This window comes from Pseudoalteromonas sp. ABV4_021, from assembly GCF_056159365.1.
In genome coordinates this window covers 2,791,442-2,813,357 of sequence record NZ_JBSWVB010000001.1, presented here as the reverse complement: position 1 = coordinate 2,813,357, position 21,916 = coordinate 2,791,442, and the positions used below count along the sequence as shown (strand labels likewise).

General features: G+C 41.0%; 24 protein-coding genes. 13 read left to right on the top strand and 11 right to left on the bottom strand.

Annotated features, from left to right (window positions below; translation table 11 throughout):
* Positions 1 to 5: 5 nt before the first annotated feature.
* From ACXAFE_RS13020 to ACXAFE_RS12990, 7 genes are all read right to left on the bottom strand, one after another.
* On the bottom strand, positions 6 to 1,502 hold the full coding sequence (locus ACXAFE_RS13020; RefSeq protein ID WP_475153294.1) for an RNA polymerase factor sigma-54: 1,497 nt from the start codon (positions 1,500 to 1,502) through the stop codon (positions 6 to 8).
* Between the two features lie 78 nt (positions 1,503 to 1,580).
* A complete protein-coding gene (lptB, locus tag ACXAFE_RS13015) occupies positions 1,581 to 2,306 on the bottom strand; it encodes an LPS export ABC transporter ATP-binding protein (RefSeq protein WP_010561571.1) in 726 nt (241 codons plus the stop codon).
* Entirely contained in the window at positions 2,303 to 2,821 is a 519-nt protein-coding gene (gene lptA, locus ACXAFE_RS13010; RefSeq protein WP_475153292.1) for a lipopolysaccharide transport periplasmic protein LptA, read from the bottom strand. The genes lptB and lptA overlap by 4 nt, the downstream gene beginning before the upstream one ends.
* Position 2,822: 1 nt before the next feature.
* The gene (lptC, locus tag ACXAFE_RS13005) at positions 2,823 to 3,374 is read right to left on the bottom strand and encodes an LPS export ABC transporter periplasmic protein LptC (protein ID WP_010561573.1); all 552 of its coding nucleotides are present in this window, start codon (positions 3,372 to 3,374) and stop codon (positions 2,823 to 2,825) included.
* Entirely contained in the window at positions 3,374 to 3,946 is a 573-nt protein-coding gene (gene kdsC / locus ACXAFE_RS13000) for a 3-deoxy-manno-octulosonate-8-phosphatase KdsC (RefSeq protein ID WP_475153288.1), read from the bottom strand. The genes lptC and kdsC overlap by 1 nt, the downstream gene beginning before the upstream one ends.
* Complete coding sequence (locus ACXAFE_RS12995; protein WP_475153286.1) at positions 3,943 to 4,905, bottom strand: KpsF/GutQ family sugar-phosphate isomerase; 963 nt, start codon at positions 4,903 to 4,905, stop codon at positions 3,943 to 3,945. The genes kdsC and ACXAFE_RS12995 overlap by 4 nt, the downstream gene beginning before the upstream one ends.
* Positions 4,906 to 4,914: 9 nt before the next feature.
* Positions 4,915 to 5,898, bottom strand: coding sequence for a calcium/sodium antiporter (locus ACXAFE_RS12990; RefSeq protein WP_475153284.1), 984 nt, complete (start codon positions 5,896 to 5,898; stop codon positions 4,915 to 4,917).
* Between the two features lie 162 nt (positions 5,899 to 6,060).
* Between ACXAFE_RS12990 and mlaF the strand changes: the two genes are divergently transcribed.
* Genes mlaF through murA form a run of 7 tightly spaced genes read left to right on the top strand, consistent with a single transcriptional unit; the run spans position 6,061 to position 10,665 of the window.
* Positions 6,061 to 6,870 (top strand): phospholipid ABC transporter ATP-binding protein MlaF, encoded by an 810-nt coding sequence (gene mlaF / locus ACXAFE_RS12985; protein ID WP_475153282.1) that lies wholly within the window; start codon positions 6,061 to 6,063, stop codon positions 6,868 to 6,870.
* Entirely contained in the window at positions 6,863 to 7,642 is a 780-nt protein-coding gene (gene mlaE / locus ACXAFE_RS12980; RefSeq protein WP_010561578.1) for a lipid asymmetry maintenance ABC transporter permease subunit MlaE, read from the top strand. The genes mlaF and mlaE overlap by 8 nt, the downstream gene beginning before the upstream one ends.
* Before the next feature lie 10 nt (positions 7,643 to 7,652).
* Positions 7,653 to 8,168: an outer membrane lipid asymmetry maintenance protein MlaD gene (gene mlaD / locus ACXAFE_RS12975; protein ID WP_475153280.1), complete on the top strand. Its 516-nt coding sequence runs from the start codon at positions 7,653 to 7,655 to the stop codon at positions 8,166 to 8,168.
* Positions 8,169 to 8,188: 20 nt separating this feature from the next.
* Positions 8,189 to 8,848 (top strand): MlaC/ttg2D family ABC transporter substrate-binding protein, encoded by a 660-nt coding sequence (locus ACXAFE_RS12970; RefSeq protein WP_021032995.1) that lies wholly within the window; start codon positions 8,189 to 8,191, stop codon positions 8,846 to 8,848.
* Positions 8,849 to 8,851: 3 nt separating this feature from the next.
* Positions 8,852 to 9,136 (top strand): STAS domain-containing protein, encoded by a 285-nt coding sequence (locus ACXAFE_RS12965; RefSeq protein WP_054978164.1) that lies wholly within the window; start codon positions 8,852 to 8,854, stop codon positions 9,134 to 9,136.
* 5 nt (positions 9,137 to 9,141) lie between these two features.
* Entirely contained in the window at positions 9,142 to 9,396 is a 255-nt protein-coding gene (locus ACXAFE_RS12960) for a BolA family protein (protein WP_475153274.1), read from the top strand.
* A 9-nt stretch (positions 9,397 to 9,405) separates the two neighbouring features.
* Positions 9,406 to 10,665, top strand: coding sequence for a UDP-N-acetylglucosamine 1-carboxyvinyltransferase (gene murA, locus ACXAFE_RS12955; protein WP_475153271.1), 1,260 nt, complete (start codon positions 9,406 to 9,408; stop codon positions 10,663 to 10,665).
* Positions 10,666 to 10,736: 71 nt separating this feature from the next.
* On the opposite strand, the gene ACXAFE_RS12950 is transcribed toward murA, so the two are convergent.
* From ACXAFE_RS12950 to ACXAFE_RS12940, 3 genes are all read right to left on the bottom strand, one after another.
* A complete protein-coding gene (locus ACXAFE_RS12950) occupies positions 10,737 to 11,813 on the bottom strand; it encodes a trypsin-like peptidase domain-containing protein (RefSeq protein WP_475153267.1) in 1,077 nt (358 codons plus the stop codon).
* Positions 11,814 to 11,968: 155 nt separating this feature from the next.
* On the bottom strand, positions 11,969 to 13,333 hold the full coding sequence (locus ACXAFE_RS12945; protein WP_138629503.1) for a DegQ family serine endoprotease: 1,365 nt from the start codon (positions 13,331 to 13,333) through the stop codon (positions 11,969 to 11,971).
* A gap of 118 nt (positions 13,334 to 13,451) precedes the next feature.
* Entirely contained in the window at positions 13,452 to 13,910 is a 459-nt protein-coding gene (locus tag ACXAFE_RS12940; RefSeq protein WP_475153262.1) for a ZapG family protein, read from the bottom strand.
* 106 nt (positions 13,911 to 14,016) lie between these two features.
* Between ACXAFE_RS12940 and zapE the strand changes: the two genes are divergently transcribed.
* Positions 14,017 to 15,111 carry a cell division protein ZapE gene (gene zapE / locus ACXAFE_RS12935; protein WP_475153260.1) on the top strand — a complete coding sequence of 365 codons (1,095 nt, stop codon included), beginning with the start codon at positions 14,017 to 14,019 and terminating at the stop codon, positions 15,109 to 15,111.
* Between the two features lie 46 nt (positions 15,112 to 15,157).
* Here the strand turns inward: zapE and ACXAFE_RS12930 are convergent, their stop codons facing one another.
* On the bottom strand, positions 15,158 to 15,715 hold the full coding sequence (locus ACXAFE_RS12930) for a hypothetical protein (RefSeq protein WP_475153256.1): 558 nt from the start codon (positions 15,713 to 15,715) through the stop codon (positions 15,158 to 15,160).
* Positions 15,716 to 16,256: 541 nt separating this feature from the next.
* Between ACXAFE_RS12930 and ACXAFE_RS12925 the strand changes: the two genes are divergently transcribed.
* The 5 genes from ACXAFE_RS12925 to ACXAFE_RS12905 all read left to right on the top strand — a co-directional run bounded on the left by ACXAFE_RS12925 (position 16,257) and on the right by ACXAFE_RS12905 (position 21,811).
* The gene (locus tag ACXAFE_RS12925; RefSeq protein ID WP_475153254.1) at positions 16,257 to 16,799 is read left to right on the top strand and encodes an SEL1-like repeat protein; all 543 of its coding nucleotides are present in this window, start codon (positions 16,257 to 16,259) and stop codon (positions 16,797 to 16,799) included.
* 396 nt (positions 16,800 to 17,195) lie between these two features.
* A complete protein-coding gene (locus ACXAFE_RS12920) occupies positions 17,196 to 18,350 on the top strand; it encodes an IS30 family transposase (protein WP_475146905.1) in 1,155 nt (384 codons plus the stop codon).
* Positions 18,351 to 18,680: 330 nt separating this feature from the next.
* On the top strand, positions 18,681 to 19,109 hold the full coding sequence (gene rplM / locus ACXAFE_RS12915) for a 50S ribosomal protein L13 (protein WP_010561590.1): 429 nt from the start codon (positions 18,681 to 18,683) through the stop codon (positions 19,107 to 19,109).
* A 12-nt stretch (positions 19,110 to 19,121) separates the two neighbouring features.
* Positions 19,122 to 19,511, top strand: coding sequence for a 30S ribosomal protein S9 (gene rpsI / locus ACXAFE_RS12910; protein ID WP_010561591.1), 390 nt, complete (start codon positions 19,122 to 19,124; stop codon positions 19,509 to 19,511).
* A gap of 224 nt (positions 19,512 to 19,735) precedes the next feature.
* Positions 19,736 to 21,811, top strand: coding sequence for a TonB-dependent receptor plug domain-containing protein (locus tag ACXAFE_RS12905; RefSeq protein ID WP_475153249.1), 2,076 nt, complete (start codon positions 19,736 to 19,738; stop codon positions 21,809 to 21,811).
* Positions 21,812 to 21,916 lie beyond the last annotated feature (105 nt).

Genomic DNA, 21,916 nt, shown 5'->3' with positions numbered 1-21,916 from the left:
TTGGTCTAGATCAGGCTCTTGCGCTGATTAGACGGTGGTATGGATAGCGACTCACGGTATTTTGCGATAGTGCGTCGCGCCACTTTAATTCCTTGTTCTGCTAGTAAATCGGTAATCTTGCTATCGCTTAATGGCTTAGCAGGATTTTCCGCCGCAACTAGCTTTTTGATCAGTGCTCGAATCGCGGTAGATGAACACTCACCCCCATTTTCCGTGCTAACGTGGCTTGAAAAAAAGTATTTAAGCTCGTAAATGCCACGTGGTGTATGCATGTATTTTTGCGTTGTTACACGCGAGATAGTCGATTCATGCATCTCGACCATTTCGGCAACGTCGTTTAAAACCATAGGCTTCATTGCTTCGTCACCATATTCAAAGAATGCCTGTTGTTGTTCAACAATGCAATTGGCTACTTTTAATAAAGTATCATTGCGACTTTCTAAGCTTTTAATAAACCATTTAGCCTCTTGCAAATGGTTGCGAATAAACTGGCTGTCAGTGCTTGATTTCATTGAGCGAGTAAGCGCAGCATATTGTTCATTCACGCGGATCTTTGGCATGCTATCGTTGTTTAAATCAACGCGCCAGCGTCCTTTAATTTTCTTTACTGAAACATCAGGAACAACATACTCTGGCTCTTCATGAATGATGCTTTCAGCTGGCTTTGGATTAAGGCTATGTATTAATGTTAAGACTTCTTTTAACTCAGGTTCTTTGAGTTTGGTCTTCTTCATTATGGTACGATAGTCTCTTAACCCCAAAAGTTCCATATGGTTTGAGATTACGCTCTTTGTTTCATTTAGCCAAGGGGTATTTTTGTCGTACTGATTGAGCTGGATCAATAAACATTCTTGTAACGAACGGGCAGCAATACCAACAGGATCAAAGAGTTGAACTCGTTTAAGCACAGCTTCAATTTCATCTAGTTCAATTTGCTCTTGGTCGTCAGATTGCTGTACCGCTTCTAAAATTTCTTCGCTACTTTGTGTTAAATAACCTGAATCGTCTACCGCTTCAACAATAGTGGTTGCGATCATCTCGTCGGTGTCGCTGAACGGCGTTAAGCGTAATTGCCACATTAAGTAATCTTGCAATGACTCGCTGGTTGAGCCTTGATATACAGTATCGTTATCAGGAGCTGGGGCGTTACTGACAGAAACAGGTGCGGCGCTGATATAATCATCCCACGACACATCCATAGCTAAATCGTCAGAGATATTCTCGTTGCTAAGTGCGTCGCTTGATTCAATTTCACTTTGGCTTGGCGCTGCTTCAACATCATCGCCGTTTAATGATTCGTCTTTGTTTGACTCAGTGTTTTCGTTGTTTTGTTTATCGTCACTGTAGTCAATGTCTTCTTCAAGTAAAGGATTGGCGTCAAGCGCTTCTTGAATTTCTTGCTGCAAATCTAACGTGCTCAGTTGCAGCAGGCGAATAGCCTGTTGCAATTGTGGAGTCATTGTTAGTTGCTGCCCAAGGCGAAGCTGTAAAGATTGCTTCATGTAGTTATTCTAATCCTTCTTTCGATTTCAAGCCGCTAGTTAACAATTCAATTCCAAATTCAAGGCCTATAACTATTACTATAGTCTGAATTGTTCACCTAGGTACACATCGCGTACTTTTTGGTTGTTTAAAACGTCTTCGGCCGTGCCTGATGCGATTAATTCGCCGTGAGAAACAATGTAGGCTTTCTCACATACATCTAAGGTTTCACGCACATTGTGGTCCGTTATTAATACGCCAATACCGCGATTTTTCAAATGCTCAATTATTTTCTTTATATCTATCACTGAAATAGGATCAACACCAGCAAAAGGTTCATCTAACAGGATAAATTTGGGGTTTGCGGCTAATGCGCGCGCAATTTCCACACGACGACGTTCACCGCCCGACAATGCCATACCCTGTGAATCTCGGATATGGCCAATGTTAAATTCTTCTAATAAATCATCGAGCGCTTCTTCGCGTTGCACACGATTAAGTTCTTTGCGTGTCTCTAGAATCGCCATGATGTTTTGATACACAGTAAGCTTTCTAAAAATCGACGATTCTTGCGGTAAATAGCCGATGCCTAAACGGGCGCGACTATGCATTGGTTGCAGTGTAATGTCATTATCATCAATGCGAATAACGCCATTGTCGCTCGGTACTAAACCAACAATCATGTAAAAGGTCGTTGTTTTACCGGCACCGTTAGGGCCAAGTAAACCAACAATACTGCCAGCTTTCACTTCTAAACCAACATTTTTTACCACTTGGCGTGATTTGTAACTTTTAGCCAGCTTTTCGGCAATTAATGTGCTCATTGTCCGCCTTGTTCATTTTGCGTATTGATGATGGTTTTTACTTGGTTAGTTGAGTTTTCAGCTTTTTTAGAGGTCACCGTTTCAGCTGCGCGATCATATATGATGGTATCTGCTGACATCATGTCGCCATTTTGTTGAAATTTAGCGCTACCAGACATTGTAAATAATGATTTAGCCACGTCGTAAGTGACTTTTTTAGCACTTGCGACAATGATTGACCCATCTTCTTGTTCAGCACTAAATTTTACCGGATCACCACTGGCAATAAGTAATTGCTGGTTATCACCTAACTCAGCTCGTTTATGTGCTTCAAGGTAATCGGCGGTGATGGTCATATTGCCATGCTTAATTTGTACATTATGGCGAAAAATACCGACATTTTCTTTTAAGCGAGCAGCTTGCTCATCGGCGTCAATCTCAAGTGGATGCTTAAGTTTGATCTGCTCAGCGATAGCGTGTCCACTTGTGATACACAAAGTGAAAGCTAGTCCAGCGATTGACAGTAAATTCGTCATGTTATTGGTCATAATAAGTGGTCTTTGTATGGTTTATTAACTTAATAACTTGCTCTTCTAAATTAGCATTGAGGCCTTGTCCTTTAATTTCAAGTCCCGGACCTGTCATTTTTACTTCGGATTGAGAAGTCATTAGTTTGCTATTAATTAAATATTCTACACTTGCCGCTTCAATTGTATTGAGCATGATATTTGGCGTTAGACTTTTGGCAATAACGTTTTGTTCCAAAATGAGCTTTTCGTTATTGTAGAGCGTGGCCTCATCGGCTGTGAGCTGCCACACACCTTGTTCTGAAAAAATAGTAAATTGTGGTTTTTCAAAGTGGGTAAAACCTAAATCTTGATACATCGACATTTTTCGCGCCATTACTTTATGGCTAACAGTACCAGATTCATTAAAGTTGGTTTGTTTTAAGTCGGTTGCAATGTAATCAGGAATACTGGCAACGTTTTCAACAATCGGTTTTGGTTCTTTAGGTGTAAAGAAGTAAGGCAACCAAAGCCAAACCATAGCAATGGTGAAAAGTATAGTAAGTGCAATACGCGCCGACATTAGCTGCTACTGCCTGCATGGCTGAGAGTTTTGTTTTGGCTCAGCATAATTAAATCGGTCAGTTCTCTTACGGCGCCAAAACCGCCTAGCATGGTAGTTTTATAATCAGCGATGCGTTTTACCAGAGGATGAGCATCATTGGTTGCTACGGCAAAGCCTACTAATTCCATTACGGGTAAATCAGGGCTATCGTCGCCAATATAAGCAATGTTTTCGTTATCAAGTGATAGCGTGTGTTTTAAGTTATTAAAAGCGACAATTTTATCTTCTTGCCCTTGATAGATATGCTGAACAGTAAGGCTTTTCATGCGGTTTTCCACAATCTTTGAGTTGCGCCCAGTAATTACCGCAACCTGTATGCCACTATTGATAAGCGACTTAATACCAAAACCATCTTTAGTGTGAAATGCTTTAAGTTCTTCGCCATCATTACCAAGGTAAATGCGACCATCAGAAAATACGCCATCGATATCACAAATTAACAGTTTAATTTTGTTTGCTTTTGCAAATACGTCAGCACTGGTTTGTGCATATAATTCGTTAAAAAGCTGTTGTGATGCAGTTAAACTCATAAAACACCTGCCTTAAGTAAATCCTGCATATTAAGTGCGCCAATAGGCTGTTGTTGCTGGTCAACTACAAGCAAACCGTTTATTTTCTTTTGTTCCATTATGTTTAAGGCTTCAGCAGCAAGCATCGATTCATTTGCTGTTGTACACTGTTTAGTCATCACTTCTGAAATAGCTGTAGCGTGAATATCAATGCGTTGTTCTAAAATCCGGCGTAGGTCACCATCGGTAAAAATACCTGAAAGTAATCCGTTATTGTCGACAACCGCTGTCATACCAAGCCCTTTGGCTGTCATTTCTAACAGAGCGTTTTTAACCGTTGTGTTTTCTGCAACCACAGGTAATGCTTCGCCGTGATGCATAATGTCTTTAAGCATTAACAATAGGCGCTTACCTAAGCTGCCGCCAGGGTGTGATAAAGCAAAGTCATCGGCGGTAAAGCCTTTTTCTTCAAGTAGTGCAACAGCAATTGCATCACCCATCGCTAAGGTTGCTGTAGTACTTGCTGTAGGTGCGAGTCCTAAAGGGCAGGCTTCTTCTGAAATGGCGATACAAATATGCACATTAGATTGTTGCGCAAGTGTTGAGTGTTGTTTGCCACTCATCCCCACGATTTTCGCGCCAATTCGCTTGATTACGGGGATCAGGTTAATCACTTCTGCGGTTTCACCTGAATTAGAGATCATTAATAACACATCATCTTGTGTGATCATGCCTAAGTCGCCGTGACTTGCTTCGCCTGGGTGGACAAAAAAAGCGGGTGTGCCAGTACTTGCTAATGTGGCAGCTATTTTATTACCGATATGACCCGATTTTCCCATACCAATGACAATAACTCGGCCTTTGCAGTCATACATTAACTGACACGCATTGCTAAAGTCATCGTTGATATATTGAGCGAGTTGCTCAATGGCATTTTTTTCGATTTCTAAAACGCGTTTACCGCGAGCAATAAAGTTCATGACTTAGCCTTAAGCGCTTACCGTTGAGAAAATAAGGTATTGATATCCTAAAAAGGCAGCTAACAACAAACCGCCTTCAACACGATTAATACGGCGTGAACCGCGAATACTCAAACTCATTGCAATAAGGGCTGCTGTTGCACCTAACATAATTAAGATATCGCGGCTTGATACTGCAGGATCAACGTTTGATGGATTAATAATGCCCGCAAGCGACAATACCGCTAACAGGTTAAAGATATTTGAGCCAATAATGTTACCTAGTGCTAAGTCGTCTTCATTTTTAAGTACGCCAGCAACACACGCCGCTAGTTCAGGTAAGCTGGTACCAATTGCAATAATAGTTAAGCCAATCACCAAATCGCTAATGCCGAACAACTTGGCGATATCGGTTGCTGATTCAATAATAAAATGTGAACTGATAGGTAAAATCGCCATGCCGATAACTAACCACATAAGAGCAATCGGTGTGCGTACATTGTCAGGTACTTCGTCACAGGCTTCGTCAACGAAGGGGTCGTGTTCGGCATTGGCTGCTTTGCTTTGTTTTACCGAGATAATGGTCACTGCAGCAATAAAAATGAAGAAACTCACCATCAGTGCAACGCCTTCTCCGAATGCTAAATAGTTATCCGATAAAATGTACCAAGCACCAAGGGATACTAGCATTACGACTGGCATTTCACGTTTTAGCGTACTCGATGACACACTCAGCGGGCGCAACAGTGCAGTAATACCAAGTACTAGCAGAATATTAGTAATATTTGAACCAACCGCGTTACCGACAGCAGTGTCTGTTTGTTTTGCAAGCGCCGCTTGCGCCGATACCATCATCTCTGGTGCCGATGAGCCCATCGCGACAATTGTTAAACCAATAATTAATGTTGGAATACCATAGTTCTTTGCCAGTGCAGCCGCACCAAAAACAAAGCGATCCGCACTCCAAACTAAGCCGACAAATCCTGCAATTAAAATAGCAATTGATAACAACATTATTGAATAAAAACCAAAATTTAGATAACACCAAATAATATCAAATCTGGATTTAAAACACAGCTTTTGTAAGTGTTATTACAAATATTTACTTTTTCATAGGTTTCACAACATTTTTAAAACGCTTAGAATACAGTGCGCAATTAATTCTAGGAGAGCGACTTGTCGCAAAGTTTAGTTGAAATAAAGGACGTTACCTTTTCTCGTGGCGATAGAGTGATTTATCAAAACATGAGCTTTAGCGTTCCTACAGGAAAAATCACCGCGATAATGGGACCAAGTGGTATTGGTAAAACAACCATGTTGCGTTTGATTGGTGGTCAGCTGAAACCCGATTCAGGCGACATTTTGTTTTCAGGTGAAAGTATTCCGAAAATGTCACGCAGCGAGCTATACCAAGCGCGTGAACGTATGAGCATGTTATTTCAAAGCGGCGCTTTATTTACTGATATGAGCGTGTTTGACAATATTGCTTTCCCACTTCGTGAACATACTAAACTGTCAGAAGATGTTATCCGTATTATCGTGTTAATGAAATTAGAAGCGGTTGGGTTACGTGGCGCGTGTAATTTAATGCCGTCAGAACTTTCAGGTGGTATGGCACGACGTGCGGCACTGGCACGGGCAATTGCGCTCGACCCCGAATTAATCATGTACGATGAGCCTTTTGCCGGACAAGACCCAATCTCAATGGGCGTGTTAGTTAAGTTAATCAAATCACTAAACCAAACGCTTAATATCACTTCTTTGGTGGTAACGCACGATGTGACAGAGGTAATGAGTATTGCGGATCATGTCGTGATTTTGGCGGATAAAGGAGTGATTGGTGAAGGTTCACCTGAACAGGTCGCTCAGTCAAAATCGCCATTAGTTCAACAGTTTTTACAAGGGCTATCTGACGGCCCTGTACCATTCCACTTTGATGCTGCGCCATACGAACAAGATTTATTAATGGGAAGCGAACGTGGTTAATACTATTCAAACAATCGGCCGCAATACACTAGACACATTGGCAGGTATAGGCCGTGCGCTAATTATGTTGTTAGGCGCTATTTTTAGTGTGCCAAATTTTAAAAAGGGCACACCATTATTGATAAAGCAACTTTATATGGTTGGCTTTTTATCACTGATTATTATTTTAGTATCTGGCCTTTTTATCGGCATGGTATTGGCATTACAAGGCTACACAGTATTGGTTGATTACGGTGCTGAAGACAGCCTTGGTCCATTGGTTGCGCTGAGTTTATTGCGAGAGTTAGGCCCCGTAGTTACAGCATTGTTATTTGCAGGTCGCGCAGGCAGCGCACTAACTGCCGAAATTGGTTTAATGAAGGCAACAGAACAGTTGACTAGTTTAGAAATGATGGCTGTAGATCCCCTAAAACGTGTGATTGCGCCACGTTTTTGGGCAGGCATGATTAGTATGCCGTTGCTTGCGATGATTTTCTCGGCGGTAGCGATTCTTGGTGCACACATTGTTGGTGTTGATTGGCTTGGTGTTGATTCAGGTAGTTTTTGGTCAATTATGCAGGCACAAGTATCGTTTGAAAAAGACATTTTAAATGGCGCAATTAAAGCTGTGGTATTTGCTTTTGTTGTGACTTGGATTGCACTTTATAAAGGCTACGATTGTGTACCAACTTCTGAAGGTATTAGTAAAGCAACAACAGAAACCGTAGTGCAGTCATCATTGGCAGTTTTGGGATTAGATTTTGTGCTAACAGCAATTATGTTTGGCGCGTAAAGGGTAAAAAATGAATTCGAAGAAAATTGAAATTTTAGTGGGATTTTTTGTATCGCTTGGTATTGCGGCAATTGTGATGCTGGCACTTAAAGTAGCGAATGCGGGCATGAGCGGAAATGGCGATACTTACAGCCTTTATGCAAAATTCGACAATATAGGCTCACTTAAAGTGCGTTCACCAATCAAGGTGGGTGGTGTTGTAGTGGGTCGTGTAGAAGCAATTAATTTAGACCCTACGGACTATGTTCCTGTTGTACACATGAAAATTGCGACAGAATACAGCAATTTTACCGAGACTACGTCGGTCAATATATTAACTTCAGGCATTCTTGGTGAGCAGTATTTAGGTATTAACCCAGGTGTGATTGCGCACAAAGATATGAATGGCGAGGATGAACTAAGTGAAATGTTTGGCCTCGAAGAAGTAAAGGCTTTAAAAGATGGTGACTTTATTACTGATACGAAATCAGCTCTGGTATTAGAAGAGCTTATTGGTCAGTTTTTGTTTAACCAAAGTAACGATTAATTAGGATTGTAATAGTTAAGATGATGAAATATTTATTTGCGATTTTACTGGTATTGGCATCGAGTGTATCAGTTGCTAAAGAAGTGGACGAAAGTAACCCGTATTTAATGGTGAGAACGGTTGCGGAGAATACCTTTGCTCGTATCACTCAAGATAAAGCGATTATTGAACAAGATAAAAACCATTTAAAAGTAGTGGTTGAGCAAGAGCTACTTCCTTATATCGATTATCGCTATGCGGCGCAGCGTGTGCTTGGTAGCTATATTTCTAAAGTGCGTAATATTAAAGATAAAGAAGAGCAAAAGGCGGAAATTGAAAACCTTAAACGCTTTATTGATGTATTTCGCGAATATTTAATTACGTCTTATGCGGGTATTTTTACGCAATATCGTGGTCAAGAAGTAGAATTTGCACCAGCTCAAGACTTTTCAGACGATAAGTTAGTGCTTGTTAAAACTAAAATTGTTGAATCAGGTAAGCCAGATATCAACATCGACTTTAAAGTACGCAAAACTAAATCAGGCGAATGGAAAGGTTTCGATATGTTACCTGAAGGCATTAGTTTATTAGATGCTAAGCAATCAGAGTTTCACGGTATTCTGCGAACAGAGGGCCTTGGTTACGTAATTGATATGCTAGATAAAAAGAGCAAGTTGCCAGTGCAATTTGCTGGTGAATAAGTAATGTCTTTACTTACGTTAAAAGCGGTTGATGACACAACTTATGTATTGAGTGGCGAGCTTAATCGCTACTCAGTACCGAGTGTTAAACTACCCAAAGTTCCAACTCAATCAACCCTAACGCTCGACTTGAGCGAGGTTGCTAAAGTTGACACTGCAGGCCTTGCTTGGCTCATCTATAATTTCTCACAATTGCAACGGAACAATATAAGCCTTAAACTTGTCCACTTACCTGAGCAACTCAAAAAGCTAATGCAATTGGGTCACGTAGAGAATTTATTTGAGTAGAGTTAATGGATCCTAAACAAGTCGAAGATATTTTATCGCAAGCATTATCGCTTGATTTTATTAAAGTAAAAGCCGAAGGCAGTCATTATGAATTGATTGTTGTAGGTCAGTGTTTTGCTGGCGCGTCGCGCGTTAAGCAGCAGCAAATGGTTTATGCGCCATTAATGGAAAAGATTTCTGACGGCACAATGCATGCCGTATCAATTAAAGCCTACACGCCAGAGCAATGGGAACGTGATCGCAAATTGATGATGCTATAGGTGGCATAAATGGATCAATTTGTTATTCAAGGCGGCAGCACTATCGCCGGAGAAGTGACTATTTCAGGCGCTAAAAACGCCGCACTTCCAATTTTATTTGCAGCAATCCTCGCTAACGGCAAAAGCCGTTTTACCAATGTACCGCGTTTGCGCGACATTAATACCACTGAAGCACTACTTTCAACATTAGGCGCTAAAGTTGAGTGGCAGCAAGATGATTTAATCGTTGATGGTGCGACTATAGATAAAGTGCTTGCTCCATACGAGCTTGTAAAGCAGATGCGCGCATCTGTTTTAGCATTAGGACCGTTATTGGCACGTTTTGGTGAGGCGCAGGTGTCGCTACCTGGCGGTTGTGCTATTGGTGCTCGTCCAGTTGACCTTCATATTTCAGGCCTTGAAAAAATGGGCGCTGAGATCACGGTAGAAGGCGGTTACATTAATGCCAAAGTAAACGGTCGCTTGAAAGGCGCTCACATCTTTATGGATGTGGTGAGTGTAGGTGCTACTGAAAACTTACTAATGGCGGCAACCTTAGCTGAAGGAGTCACTGTATTAGAAAACGCAGCACGCGAACCAGAAATCACCGACTTAGCTAAGTATCTAAGTGCTATGGGTGCGAAGATTTCAGGTGCAGGTTCGGATCGTATTGAAGTAACCGGTGTAGAGTCGCTAAAAGGTTGTCAGCATCGTATTTTGCCAGATCGCATCGAAACGGGTACTTACCTAGTTTCAGCGGCAATGGCAAAAGGCGAAGTGCTATGTCATGGCACTGACCACTTTAGTTTAGAGCCGGTTATTGAAAAGCTACGTGATGCTAATGCACATATTGAGCTTGCGGATAACAGTATTTACCTTGATATGCGTGGTCGCATGCCAAAAGCGGTTAATATTAAAACCTCTCCGCACCCAGGCTTTCCAACCGATATGCAAGCACAATTTACAGCGTTAAATGTGGTTGCTGAAGGTAGTGCAACGATTACTGAAACGATTTTCGAAAACCGTTTTATGCATGTGCCAGAGCTAAAGCGTATGGGTGCGAATATTCGCTTAGAAGGTAATACCGCAATTTGTGAGCACACTGAGCAACTTAGTGGCGCACAGGTAATGGCGACAGACCTTCGTGCTTCAGCGAGTCTGATACTGACAGGTGCGATTGCACAAGGTGAAACCGTGGTAGACCGCATCTACCATGTTGACCGAGGTTATCAGCGCATTGAAGATAAACTAGGTGGTTTAGGCGTTAAAATTAAGCGTCGCAAAGCTTAGTTAATCACCTAGATTATTGAAGAATCAAAAAAGGCCGCATATGCGGCCTTTTTGTTTATAGAGCTACTATTTTAGAACTGTAACTCACCAACCGTGACTGGCACTTCAATAACTTTACCTTCACGAATAATTGTAAAGTTTAATACGCTACCTGGAGGTGTGTTCGTTACTAATTCCAATGTTGTATTGGTATTCACGACTTTTTTACCGTCGATTTTTGTCACGATATCGTTGAGTTCAAAGCCGGCTTGCCATGCAGGTCCCAACGGGTCGAGGCGAGCAATGCGCATGCCGTATACAGGGGTGTGATTGTTTCTCACAAAACGACCTGAACTATCGACAGGGTCGGCATCAAAGCCAATATAGCCACGAATAACACGGCCATACTTAATTATTTTATCCATCACTTCTTTGGCAAGCGAGTAGGGCACAGCAAAGAAAATACCTTGCACTTCTAAATTGCGCGCATGCTTAAACTTAGCTGAGGTAATGCCCACTAGCGTACCGTTGGTATTAATCACTGCGCCACCCGAATTACCGGTATTAACCGCGGCATCCATTTGTAAAAAGCGGGTATGGCGGGTTTGCGCAATATTAGTTTTGTCGGTGGCACTAATAATGCCTTGCGTAATTGTTTGACCTAAGTTTAATGGATTACCAATTGCTAAAATGACGTCGCCCACTTGTGGAATAAAGTCGTTATTGGTTGGGATTTCCGGTAGATGCTCAGCGGTTATTTTTAATAATGCTAAATCCGTAGGTACGTCAAAACCAATAAGCTGTACATCAGTAAATTGTCGGCCATCGTTTAGTACAACTAAAATTTGGTCTGCGTTATTAATAACGTGATAGTTAGTGAGAATATAGCCTTTTTTGGACATGATAATGCCAGAGCCAAGCTCTCTTACAGGAGCTGATGGACGCAGGCTGCGAGGGCGATTGCTAACTGATTCTGAGTATATGTTCACAACTGCAGGCGATGCGGCTTTTACCGCGTTAGCAAAGCTTAAATGATTGGCATTAAGTGGCGCTTTATTTGTTGAAAGCTGTTCACGCAATAATTCTGGTGAAAATACCAATAGGTAGATAAAGGCAAAACCAAGTCCTAACAAAATAGGGGTAAGCAAAAACTGAAGCTTCTTTAACACGCTGCGCCGTTAATTATTATTTTCAAAGGGGGTTTATTGTGGCAAGAATATGACTATTCGGCAAGTTGCAGGTTTTTACATTAATCCATAAAAAACGCCCAAATTACTTTGGGCGTTTGGATTAGCAAGTTGTATGATTTTTTGAACAGCAGAGATTACTGAATTTGTACGTTAAAAATTCGAGATCCACGTTGCACTCGTAGGAAAATATAACCTTGTACATCTTCAACTGCCTTGGTTAAGTCGCGCACAGAATCTACACGGGTACGGTTAACCATTAAGATTACATCGCCTTCTTCTAACCCTACGCGTGCAGCTGGTGCGCGGTTAGAATCAATCGATTTAACTAAAACACCTTCTTTGCCATCGCTCGTTTCACCGGCTTCTAGCGTTGCACCCGTTAAATTGCGATGTAGTTTATCTGCCGAGGTTGCAACATCTGAAATCCCGCCAAGTTTAACCTTAACGGTTTTGCTCTTACCGTCACGAATAATTCCTAACTTAACAGTTTTACCTTCGCCAGCGGTTGCGATTTTACTGCGTAGCTCTAGGAAACTATGGATTTTCTTACCGTCGATACTGGTGATTACGTCATTCACCTTTAAACCCGCTTTTTCGGCAGGGCTATCTTCATCAACTGCGTTTACAAAAGCGCCTTGTTTGGTTTCTAGGTCAAATGCTTCTGCTACGCCTGCATTCACATCACCACCGCGAATACCTAAGCTACCACGGCGAACTTCACCGTATTCTAAAATTTGGTCTACAAGACTTTTCATCATGTTTGATGGAATCGCAAAACCAATACCAACGTTACCGCCAGAAGCGCCTAAAATTGCAGTGTTAATACCGATTAATTGACCGTTTAAATTTACCAGTGCACCGCCAGAGTTACCTTGGTTAATTGCCGCATCGGTTTGAATAAAGTCTTCGTAACCTTCAATGTTTAAGCCCGAGCGACCAAGCGCACTTACTATGCCTGAGGTTACTGTATGGCTGAGCCCAAATGGGTTACCAATCGCCACTGAAAAATCACCGACACGCAGCTCGTCTGAATCAGCCAGTTTTACTTCAGTTAAATCATCGCCTTCTACTTCAAGCAATGCGATATCAGACTGAGGATCGCTCCCAACTAGCTTGGCTTCAAATTCGCGGCCATCTTGTAAGGTTACAATAATTTTTTCAGCGTCTTGAATAACATGGTTGTTGGTAACAATATGACCATCTTTTGCGTCAATAATCACGCCAGAGCCTAAACCACTAAACGGGCGTTTTTCGGCGCGGGGCTGGCGCTGTGGGTTACCAAAAAAGAAATCAAACGGGTCAACGCGTTGGCGTACTTGTTTTGAACCAGATACGCGAATACTTACAACACCGGGGGTTACGCGTTCTAGCATAGGCGCTAGCGTTGGTAGTTGTTGTCCGTTAACCGAAACAGGTAATTTTGCATGGCTAATTGCCGGTGAAACTAAAAGAGTTGCAGATAGTATTGCTGCACTTAAAACAGTAAATTTAGTTTTCATAGTCAAAATAACGCTCCTTAAATCAAAAGGGTAGCTGATTTGCTTTTTCTTGTTAGCGGCAAACCAGCCAGTTACTTATAATGACTATGGGGTCAAAAAAAAGTTCATCAAGATGCGATTAAGCACTTTCTGTTTGCTTGTTTTCTGAGCTGTCACCTCTAAAAATACCCGATTCGCCAGTGACAAAGTCGGCTGGCGCTGCTTGTAATTCAGCGTTTCGTGCTAATAACTCAGAGCGAGTTTTGTCGTTATTACGTGTCTCAGATAAAATATCGGTGGCTTCTTGTGAGAAAAAAGGCACGACTTCAACATTTTTCTCAGCAACTAATAACTTGTTAGTTTCTTCCATATGCTTAACTAGCTGTACGTAACTGTCTTGCATTTTATTAACAAGTTTATTGGTGTGGGCAACGTGGTCGGCTACATCTTGTTTAAATTGCTCAAGGTCACCTTGTGCTTTTTCTACTTCTTTTTCGAGCTCATCATGTTCGTATTGACGTTTGGTAATTAGGCTTCCGATAAAAAAGCTAGCAACGGCAGTGACTACTAATAGGGTGATCCAAATGGCTGTACTCATACTATTAAGCCTTATAATTTTTCAAAATAGATAGTTTAAATATACGCTTTGATTGCGCTCGTGTTAATATTTTACATCAAAATTTAAGTAACGCTTTGTATTTATCATGACCCCTTGGCAAAAATATCAACAAGATTTAACTCGCGATGACTTCCACCATGATGCTGCGCAGGAAAATGCGGTGCGTCATTTGCAACGTTTGTACGACGATTTAACGGCACAGCCACCGGCTAAAAAAGGCTTTTTTGCCAGCCTTTTTTCAAAACAAGAAGTAAAGCCGATTAAAGGCCTGTATTTTTGGGGCGGGGTTGGGCGTGGTAAAACGTATTTGGTTGATACGTTTTTTGATTCGCTGCCATTTGAGCGCAAAATGCGAGTGCACTTTCACCGTTTTATGCACCGTGTACATGATGAATTAAAGCAGCTAAAAGACGTAAAAGATCCGCTTGAAAAGGTTGCTGATAAATTTAAAAGCGAAGCGGATATCATCTGCTTTGATGAATTCTTCGTGCAAGATATTACCGACGCCATGCTATTAGGCGGTTTAATGCAAGAGCTGTTTAAGCGCGGCATAGTACTCGTTGCTACATCCAATATTGTACCTGATGAGCTCTATCGCAATGGTTTACAGCGTGCCCGCTTTCTGCCAGCAATTGATTTAGTTAATGCGAATACTGAGGTGGTTAATGTTGATTCGGGCATTGATTACCGCTTGCGTACGCTCGAGCAAGCAGAAATCTATCACAGTCCTTTAGATGCGCAGGCAGATAAAAATTTATTTGAGTACTTCGATAAATTATCGCCTGAAGCCGGTTGCTTAGATAAGGTTATTGAAATTGAGGGACGTAATCTTGCGACGCGCAAAGAAGCTGACAGCATTGTGATGTTTGAATTTAAAGAGTTGTGCGAAACTGCGCGCAGCCAAGTTGATTACATGGAGCTCAGCCGTATTTATCACACAGTGTTGCTATCAAATGTAATTCATATGGGGTCGGAACATGCGAATGATGATGCGGCACGCCGCTTTATTGCATTAGTCGATGAGTTTTACGAGCGTAATGTTACGTTAATTATTTCTGCCATCGCACCATTAGAAGAACTTTACACTGGCGGTATTTTAGACTTTGAATTTAAGCGCTGTATTAGCCGCTTACAAGAAATGCAAAGCTTAGAGTATTTAGGGCGCGAGCATTTAGCTTAATCTACAAATAGAAGCGAGATCTGACGATCTCGTTTCTCAATACTATTTACTCTTGATTCAACTTTACGCTTTTTATTTTTATCCAGGCGTTACCGCCTTTCTCATCGGTTAGATTTGGCACAAAATAAAGTGCTGAAACATTGGTTTTTATAATGCCTTTATCCTTTGACCAGCTTGGCGTCCAATCTGGGCGGTTGAAATCATCTAAAGTTAACGTGTGCGTTTGCCATTGATTAGCACTTGGTAAAAGCGCTTGATAGTGGGCATAGCTTTTATCACCTTTTCCACCATAATCCTTCTGCGATAACTTAACCACTAATGGTTTATCGCTTTGATAGGTTAGTTCAATACTAGTAATACCGTTTAATGATTTATTCGGCAGATCGTAAATTAACTCCACCCACGAATTATTCAGAGCATCAACGCGGGGGACTCGGTTGAACGCTATGCCCACATACTCTTCTTTAACTAAGGGCTTTTCATAACTCGCAGTACTGCCATGCGGGTCTACAGCGTAACGCCATTGTTTCGCATCAAGAGCTTGATCTACATATAGCGCAGAGCTTGAAAATAGTATTGCTGTAAGTAGTGATTTTAAATACATGATCTTTTTCTTTTAGTGATTATTTTATGTGAGTAGCAATACAGGGGAGGTTGCTGGGTGAGAGTTGGATTGTAGGGGAAGTTAAGCTTTAGTAGAAGTAAGCGTTTAGTCGTAACGGTTGGGTTAGTTTGCAATTAACAGTTAGTGAGCCCTAGTGATTGGTTGTAGCTACTGAGTAGGTTGATACTTAGTCTGTCGCGCTGGCGACGGCAGCCAAAGGGAGGCTAACGCCGGTCTCCCCTTGGAACCCCTCGGCGTCCCGAAATCAAACTAATCTTCAAATAAGTTTTAAATGTGAACATAAACTCCATCAAGCAACATCCCTGTCGCTACATGGCTTGCTCGACCGCTTCGCTCCCTGTCTCGCATTATTCATTTAAAGCTTCATTTTCAGGTTTGTTTGATGGGCTAAAAACCCCAATGAATAAGGATTGTCTATAATGCCGCCAATCAGCTTAACTAACTGTCTGATTAATATTTGAATATTTTAAATAAGCAGTTAAAATTTTGCGGTTAAAAACTAGAAAGGGATTTAAATTCAATGAATCGTTATTTATTCGCTAGTATCTGTTTATTAATTTTATCAGGGTGCAAGTCTAACAACTCCGCAAGTATTCAAACTGAATCACAGTTATCACTTGAGTTGATGGAAATAAACGGCATTCAAAGTTACCAGAAGGGTGATTATGAAAATGCTTTAAGACTATTAAAAAAGCCTGCTACTTGGGGATATAAAGGTTCACAATACACTCTAGCTTTTATGTTTCTCAAGGGGCAGCATGTTCCTCAATCAACACTTATTGGAATGGGGTGGTTAGGTGTAGCAACTGAAGTTGAGACTGAAGAATGGTCAGAGCAATATCGACAGTTTTACGCAGCGGCTCCCGTTCAAATGAAAAGTGAAATTGATTCTATTGTTAATGAATATATTCGACGATACGGTATGAAAGCGCAAAATATTACTTGTAAAAAGGGTCCCACGATTCATACAAGAGCAGTAAGACATGTTTGTACTAAGTCTGATGCTATAAGCACAGTCTATGACATAGATTTAAAAGAAGAAGATGTAACGATTAAACAATAACTCTGAGGGGGTATATTATCCTAGAACCCTTTCATTAAACCTGAAAAAGGGATTTAAATGAATAATGCGAGACAGGGAACGAAGCGGTCGAGCTAGCCATATTTATGCTTGGGTGAATAGTGTCTTGAAACGAATAAGTTTCGGCTAGTCATTCCGTTTCAATCAAACCCGACAAGTGGGTTTTAATTGATAATACGAGGCAGGAAGCGCAGCGTGTCGAGTAAGTCATACTGAGATAGGGATATCGATTTATGACGTTTATCTTTAAATTTAAAGCTACTTTGAGGATTAAGTTTGATTGTACGGTCGCCTTTCTTTTGGTTACTTTATCTTTGGCGATGTAGATTCAATTAATCAGTGCAACACTTTATTTATTCATAAAAGTGGAGCCTGTTAATGAGTAATAGTTCAGCTGTTCGTTTTACCGATAAAGAAAAAGATGAAGTTTGGCGAAGATGGAAGTCTGGTGAATCTTTGAGTGCTATCGGCAATATATTGGGACGCAAAGCGCCTTCAATTTATCATGTTTTATCTAAATATGGTGGTGTAAAACGGTTTAAACGAAAACGCTCTAAGAATCATCTGTCTTTAAATGAACGAGAAGAAATATCACGAGGTATAGCTCAAAATAAGTCTTTTAGGGTAATTGCTAAAGAACTCAAACGAGCGCCTTCGTCTATAAGTAGAGAAGTATCACGTAACGGCGGTATTCATAAATACAGGGCTTGTGCCGCTGACGATAAAGCTTGGAAACGTGCTAAAAGACCTAAACTTTGTAAACTAAAATTAAATCAAGAACTCGCATTATTAATAGCTGATAAGTTAAAAAATTTGTGGTCACCTGAACAAATAGCTGGTTGGCTAAAGTTACAATACCCAAATGATAAGAGTTGGCACGTGTCTCACGAAACAATCTATAAAAGCTTATATATCCAAACTAGGGGAGTATTGAAAAAAGAGTTACTTAAATGCCTTCGCTCCAAGCCAAGAATAAGAGGAGCTAGAACTAAAGAAAAAAACCAAAGAGGTCATATTCAAGAGCTAATTTCAATTAGTGAACGCCCCGCTTCGATTGAAGATAGGGCTATACCAGGTCATTGGGAAGGTGACCTTATTGAAGGTAGTCAAAAAAGCTATATAGCAACATTAGTTGAAAGGCAAACTAGGTATGTATGTCTTGTTAAAGTAAAAAATAAAAGCACGCATAATGTCATTCCTCAACTAATAAAGCATGCTCAAAAATTACCTAGTAGTTTATATAAATCGTTGACTTGGGATCGAGGTACAGAGCTCAAAGGTCATAAAACGTTTTCAGAACAAACAAATATTGATGTGTACTTTTGCGATCCTCAAAGTCCTTGGCAACGAGGCTCAAATGAGAATACTAATAGATTGTTAAGACAATACTTCCCGAAGGGTACAAATTTATCAATATATTCTCAGGAGGAATTAGATGATGTAGCACAAGCACTTAATAGTCGACCGAGAAAAACTCTTGGATTTTGTACACCGTTAGACAAATTTAAAGAGTGTGTTGCATTGACTGATTGATCACACAGAAGCAAAGAAAAGTGACATGAGCCCCATGGATGGGGGTTGTTAAAATACAGAGAGGTAAAAGCTAAAATATTGCACTAGGTTAAAAATTCCGGTGTTCTCTGCGCAGCAGCCAAAAACCTTTATTTTCCTCAAATTATTAGTAGAAAAACTATCCAGCTCTTGCTATACTCCGCGTCCGCCACTTACCGTTCTACCTCGGTTAGTTTAGCCACAGCTGAGGGTTTTAAGTCTTGAGCTCGAAGGGGTTGAAGCAAGTGTAATAGAGCAGCAGAAATTTTTCTGCTTGTGGTTTTTAAATTGTAAACATTGGATTTTTAATAAATGAAAACGTTTGTTGCTAAGCCAGAATCTGTAAAACGTGACTGGTACGTAGTTGACGCTGAAGGCAAAACTTTAGGTCGTATCGCTACTGAAATCGCTCGCCGTCTACGCGGTAAGCATAAAGCTGAATATACTCCTCACGTAGATACTGGTGATTACATCATCGTTATTAACGCTGAGAAAGTTACTGTAACAGGTAACAAAACGACTGATAAAATGTACTATGCTCACACTGGTTTCCCAGGTGGTCTTAAGTCTATCACTTTCGATAAGCTTCAAGCTAAAAAGCCTGAAATGATCATCGAAAAAGCAGTTAAAGGTATGTTACCAAAAGGCCCTCTAGGTCGTGAAATGTACCGTAAACTAAAAGTATACGCAGGTTCAGAGCACGCACACGTTGCTCAACAGCCTCAAGTACTGGACATTTAAGGAGCATAACTCATGGCAAATCAATACTACGGTACAGGTCGTCGTAAAAGTTCAAGTGCTCGCGTATTCTTACGCCCAGGTACTGGCAACATCGTAATCAATCAACGTTCTATCGAAGAATACTTCGGTCGCGAAACTTCTCGCATGGTTGTTCGTCAGCCACTAGAGCTAGTTGAAATGACTGAAAAGTTTGACCTTTACATCACTGTTGAAGGTGGTGGTTCTACTGGTCAAGCGGGTGCTATCCGTCACGGTATTACTCGTGCGCTTATGGAGTTTGACGAGTCTCTTCGTTCTTCACTTCGTAAAGCTGGCTTCGTTACTCGCGACGCTCGTAAAGTTGAGCGTAAGAAAGTGGGTCTTAAGAAAGCACGTAAGAACACTCAATTCTCAAAACGTTAATTTTTTACGTTTACAAGAATTACAAAACCCGGGTTTATACTCGGGTTTTTTATTGCCTAAAATTCGTGTTTGTCAGCAAGTCACTACTTTTAAAAATTACTATTTAAAGGCTTTGTTACGGCACCCTACATTTCTCAACATTTTCCCACAGTCACTTACAGAGAGTAGGGGTATTATTTTCCGCGTTAACTTCTTACTCAACTAATCCGTATCAAGGAAGTGATATGACTTCATTTAAACCTATTTCTTTAGTTGCGCTGGCTGTGGCGAGTGTGTTTGCAACGAATGCCTTGGCCGAACAAGCTAAAGGCGAGCAAATTGAACGTATTCAAGTAGTATCGAAGCGTTCAAGTGTGCTTACTGAAATTACCGAAGATGCTGAAAAGCTGATTAATATGCCGGGTGCTTTGGGCGATCCTTTACTGGCTGTATATGCATTGCCTGGTGTAGTAGCGGCCGGAGGCTCTATGGGTGAACCCGCTGTACGTGGTTCGTCGCCAGATGATAATTACTTTGAAGTCGATTTTATGCCTGCTGGCTATATTTTCCACGACTTTGGCAGCTCGATTTTTAACAAGTACTTAGTGCAAGATTTTCGCCTTTATTCTGCGGGTTATGGCACTAGCTTTAGTGATGCAACTGGGGCGGTATTTGATGTCACACTGCGTAACCCAAAAAACCAAGATATTAAAACCACGCTTGATTTTACTATGTTTAAAGCGGGAGTTTTTGTTGAAGGTGCAATCACCGACGATATTTCATTTTATCTTTCTGGGCGAAAAAGCACGCTTCCGTTATTTTTCTCAGAAGGTGAGGAAATTGAAGATGAGGACGGTGAAAGTACGGGGATAACTGTAAATGACGCCCCCGATGACTATGATTACCAGAGTAAATTTGTTTGGGATATTAATAACAACAATGTGTTAAGTGTATTGTTTACTGGCGCAGAAGACAGTGCCGCAGCAAGTTTTAGTGAACGCGCAGATTTATCACTTAAGAATCCTGACTTTCAAGGCGATGCAGATTTTGCGCGTTCCTTCGATAGCCAAAATGTTATTTGGGACCATTATGGTAAAGGTTATCAAGCAAAAGTGGGGATTGGCTCGTTAACACATTCGGGTCGATTAGATTATGGGCGCAGCAAGCTAACACCCAAGGGATATTTTGAAGAAGAAAAAGAAGAGCTACTTACTTATAAAGGGCGTGTAAGTATAAATGTGGAGGGTGATGACTTACTTACATTTGACGCTGCTTATTTTGATAAAACGATAAGCTATGAATATGATACTTTTCTCTATGTCTGTACTGAATTAGATCCTGATTGCGAGCTTGCTAAAGGAGAGCGCATAGCAGGAAAAAGAGAAGTCGATATTGGTAGTTATTTTGTTGGCGCAAATTATCAGTACACGATAACCGACTCGTTAATTGCCGACATTGGCGTACAACATCAAAAAAATGATTACAGCGATGAGTCGTTTACTCACCCGCGTTTAGGATTGACCTATCACATTAATCAAGATCAATCAGTGTGGGTTAAATATGGTAGTTACAATCGCCTGCAAGATATTGGTACGATTTTAGAAGACACAGGTAACCCAAACTTAAAGTCGCAAACAGCAAATCAGTCGGTTGTTGGTTATCAGCAGTTTTTGGCGGATGACTGGAGTTGGTCAATTGAAACCTATTACAAAACCATGGATGACTTACCATTAGCACTGACTGAAAATGATGTGGATCAGCATTTACGTTATAGCAACGATGTAACGGGGCGTGCTTATGGTGTTGATTTGCTTATTAATAAAAACAAAACCGACCGTTGGTACGGCTGGATGAGTTTAAGTTATGGCAAAAGTGAACGTACGGATGAGCGCCGTGATATCACTCGCGACTACTATGCCGACACACCACTTGTGTTTAATATGGTGTTTAACTACCAAATTAGCGAACGCTGGAATGGTGGCTTTAACTTCACAGCGCGCAGTGGTCAATCTTACACACCTATTGTAGGTGTGCGTGAAAATCCTGAATTTGAGGGGAATTTTTTACCGGAATACGGCGAACCATTCTCTGAGCGTTTTGATGCTTATCACCGTTTAGATTTGCGCTTTGAACGCAAAACTGATTTTTTTGGGCTTGATGCGTTGCTGATTTTAGAAGTAATGAATTTATACGCTAAAGATAATACGGCATATATCGACCTTGATTACGCTAAGGTGAAGTCAACCGATGACTTGATTTTAAAAGAAGAGAGCGATGACTTTGAAATGCGCCCGTCAGTTGGTTTTAGTTTCACATTTTAGTCACAAATTAGTCTAAAGCGAGGAATTTCCTCGCTTATTTCATTGGTTAATCCTCCCGCAGGTTGCTATACTCTGGCATGCATCAAATGTGGCTCGAAAAGCATA

Coding starts and splice junctions, on each gene's coding strand:
- ACXAFE_RS13020 (WP_475153294.1), bottom strand. CDS start 1,502: ATGAAGCAATCTTTACAGCTTCGCCTTGGGCAGCAACTAACAATGACT.
- lptB (WP_010561571.1), bottom strand. CDS start 2,306: ATGAGCACATTAATTGCCGAAAAGCTGGCTAAAAGTTACAAATCACGC.
- lptA (WP_475153292.1), bottom strand. CDS start 2,821: ATGACGAATTTACTGTCAATCGCTGGACTAGCTTTCACTTTGTGTATC.
- lptC (WP_010561573.1), bottom strand. CDS start 3,374: ATGTCGGCGCGTATTGCACTTACTATACTTTTCACCATTGCTATGGTT.
- kdsC (WP_475153288.1), bottom strand. CDS start 3,946: ATGAGTTTAACTGCATCACAACAGCTTTTTAACGAATTATATGCACAA.
- ACXAFE_RS12995 (WP_475153286.1), bottom strand. CDS start 4,905: ATGAACTTTATTGCTCGCGGTAAACGCGTTTTAGAAATCGAAAAAAAT.
- ACXAFE_RS12990 (WP_475153284.1), bottom strand. CDS start 5,898: ATGTTGTTATCAATTGCTATTTTAATTGCAGGATTTGTCGGCTTAGTT.
- mlaD (WP_475153280.1), top strand. CDS start 7,653: ATGAATTCGAAGAAAATTGAAATTTTAGTGGGATTTTTTGTATCGCTT.
- ACXAFE_RS12970 (WP_021032995.1), top strand. CDS start 8,189: ATGATGAAATATTTATTTGCGATTTTACTGGTATTGGCATCGAGTGTA.
- ACXAFE_RS12965 (WP_054978164.1), top strand. CDS start 8,852: ATGTCTTTACTTACGTTAAAAGCGGTTGATGACACAACTTATGTATTG.
- ACXAFE_RS12960 (WP_475153274.1), top strand. CDS start 9,142: ATGGATCCTAAACAAGTCGAAGATATTTTATCGCAAGCATTATCGCTT.
- murA (WP_475153271.1), top strand. CDS start 9,406: ATGGATCAATTTGTTATTCAAGGCGGCAGCACTATCGCCGGAGAAGTG.
- ACXAFE_RS12945 (WP_138629503.1), bottom strand. CDS start 13,333: ATGAAAACTAAATTTACTGTTTTAAGTGCAGCAATACTATCTGCAACT.
- ACXAFE_RS12940 (WP_475153262.1), bottom strand. CDS start 13,910: ATGAGTACAGCCATTTGGATCACCCTATTAGTAGTCACTGCCGTTGCT.
- zapE (WP_475153260.1), top strand. CDS start 14,017: ATGACCCCTTGGCAAAAATATCAACAAGATTTAACTCGCGATGACTTC.
- ACXAFE_RS12930 (WP_475153256.1), bottom strand. CDS start 15,715: ATGTATTTAAAATCACTACTTACAGCAATACTATTTTCAAGCTCTGCG.
- ACXAFE_RS12925 (WP_475153254.1), top strand. CDS start 16,257: ATGAATCGTTATTTATTCGCTAGTATCTGTTTATTAATTTTATCAGGG.
- ACXAFE_RS12920 (WP_475146905.1), top strand. CDS start 17,196: ATGAGTAATAGTTCAGCTGTTCGTTTTACCGATAAAGAAAAAGATGAA.
- rplM (WP_010561590.1), top strand. CDS start 18,681: ATGAAAACGTTTGTTGCTAAGCCAGAATCTGTAAAACGTGACTGGTAC.
- rpsI (WP_010561591.1), top strand. CDS start 19,122: ATGGCAAATCAATACTACGGTACAGGTCGTCGTAAAAGTTCAAGTGCT.
- ACXAFE_RS12905 (WP_475153249.1), top strand. CDS start 19,736: ATGACTTCATTTAAACCTATTTCTTTAGTTGCGCTGGCTGTGGCGAGT.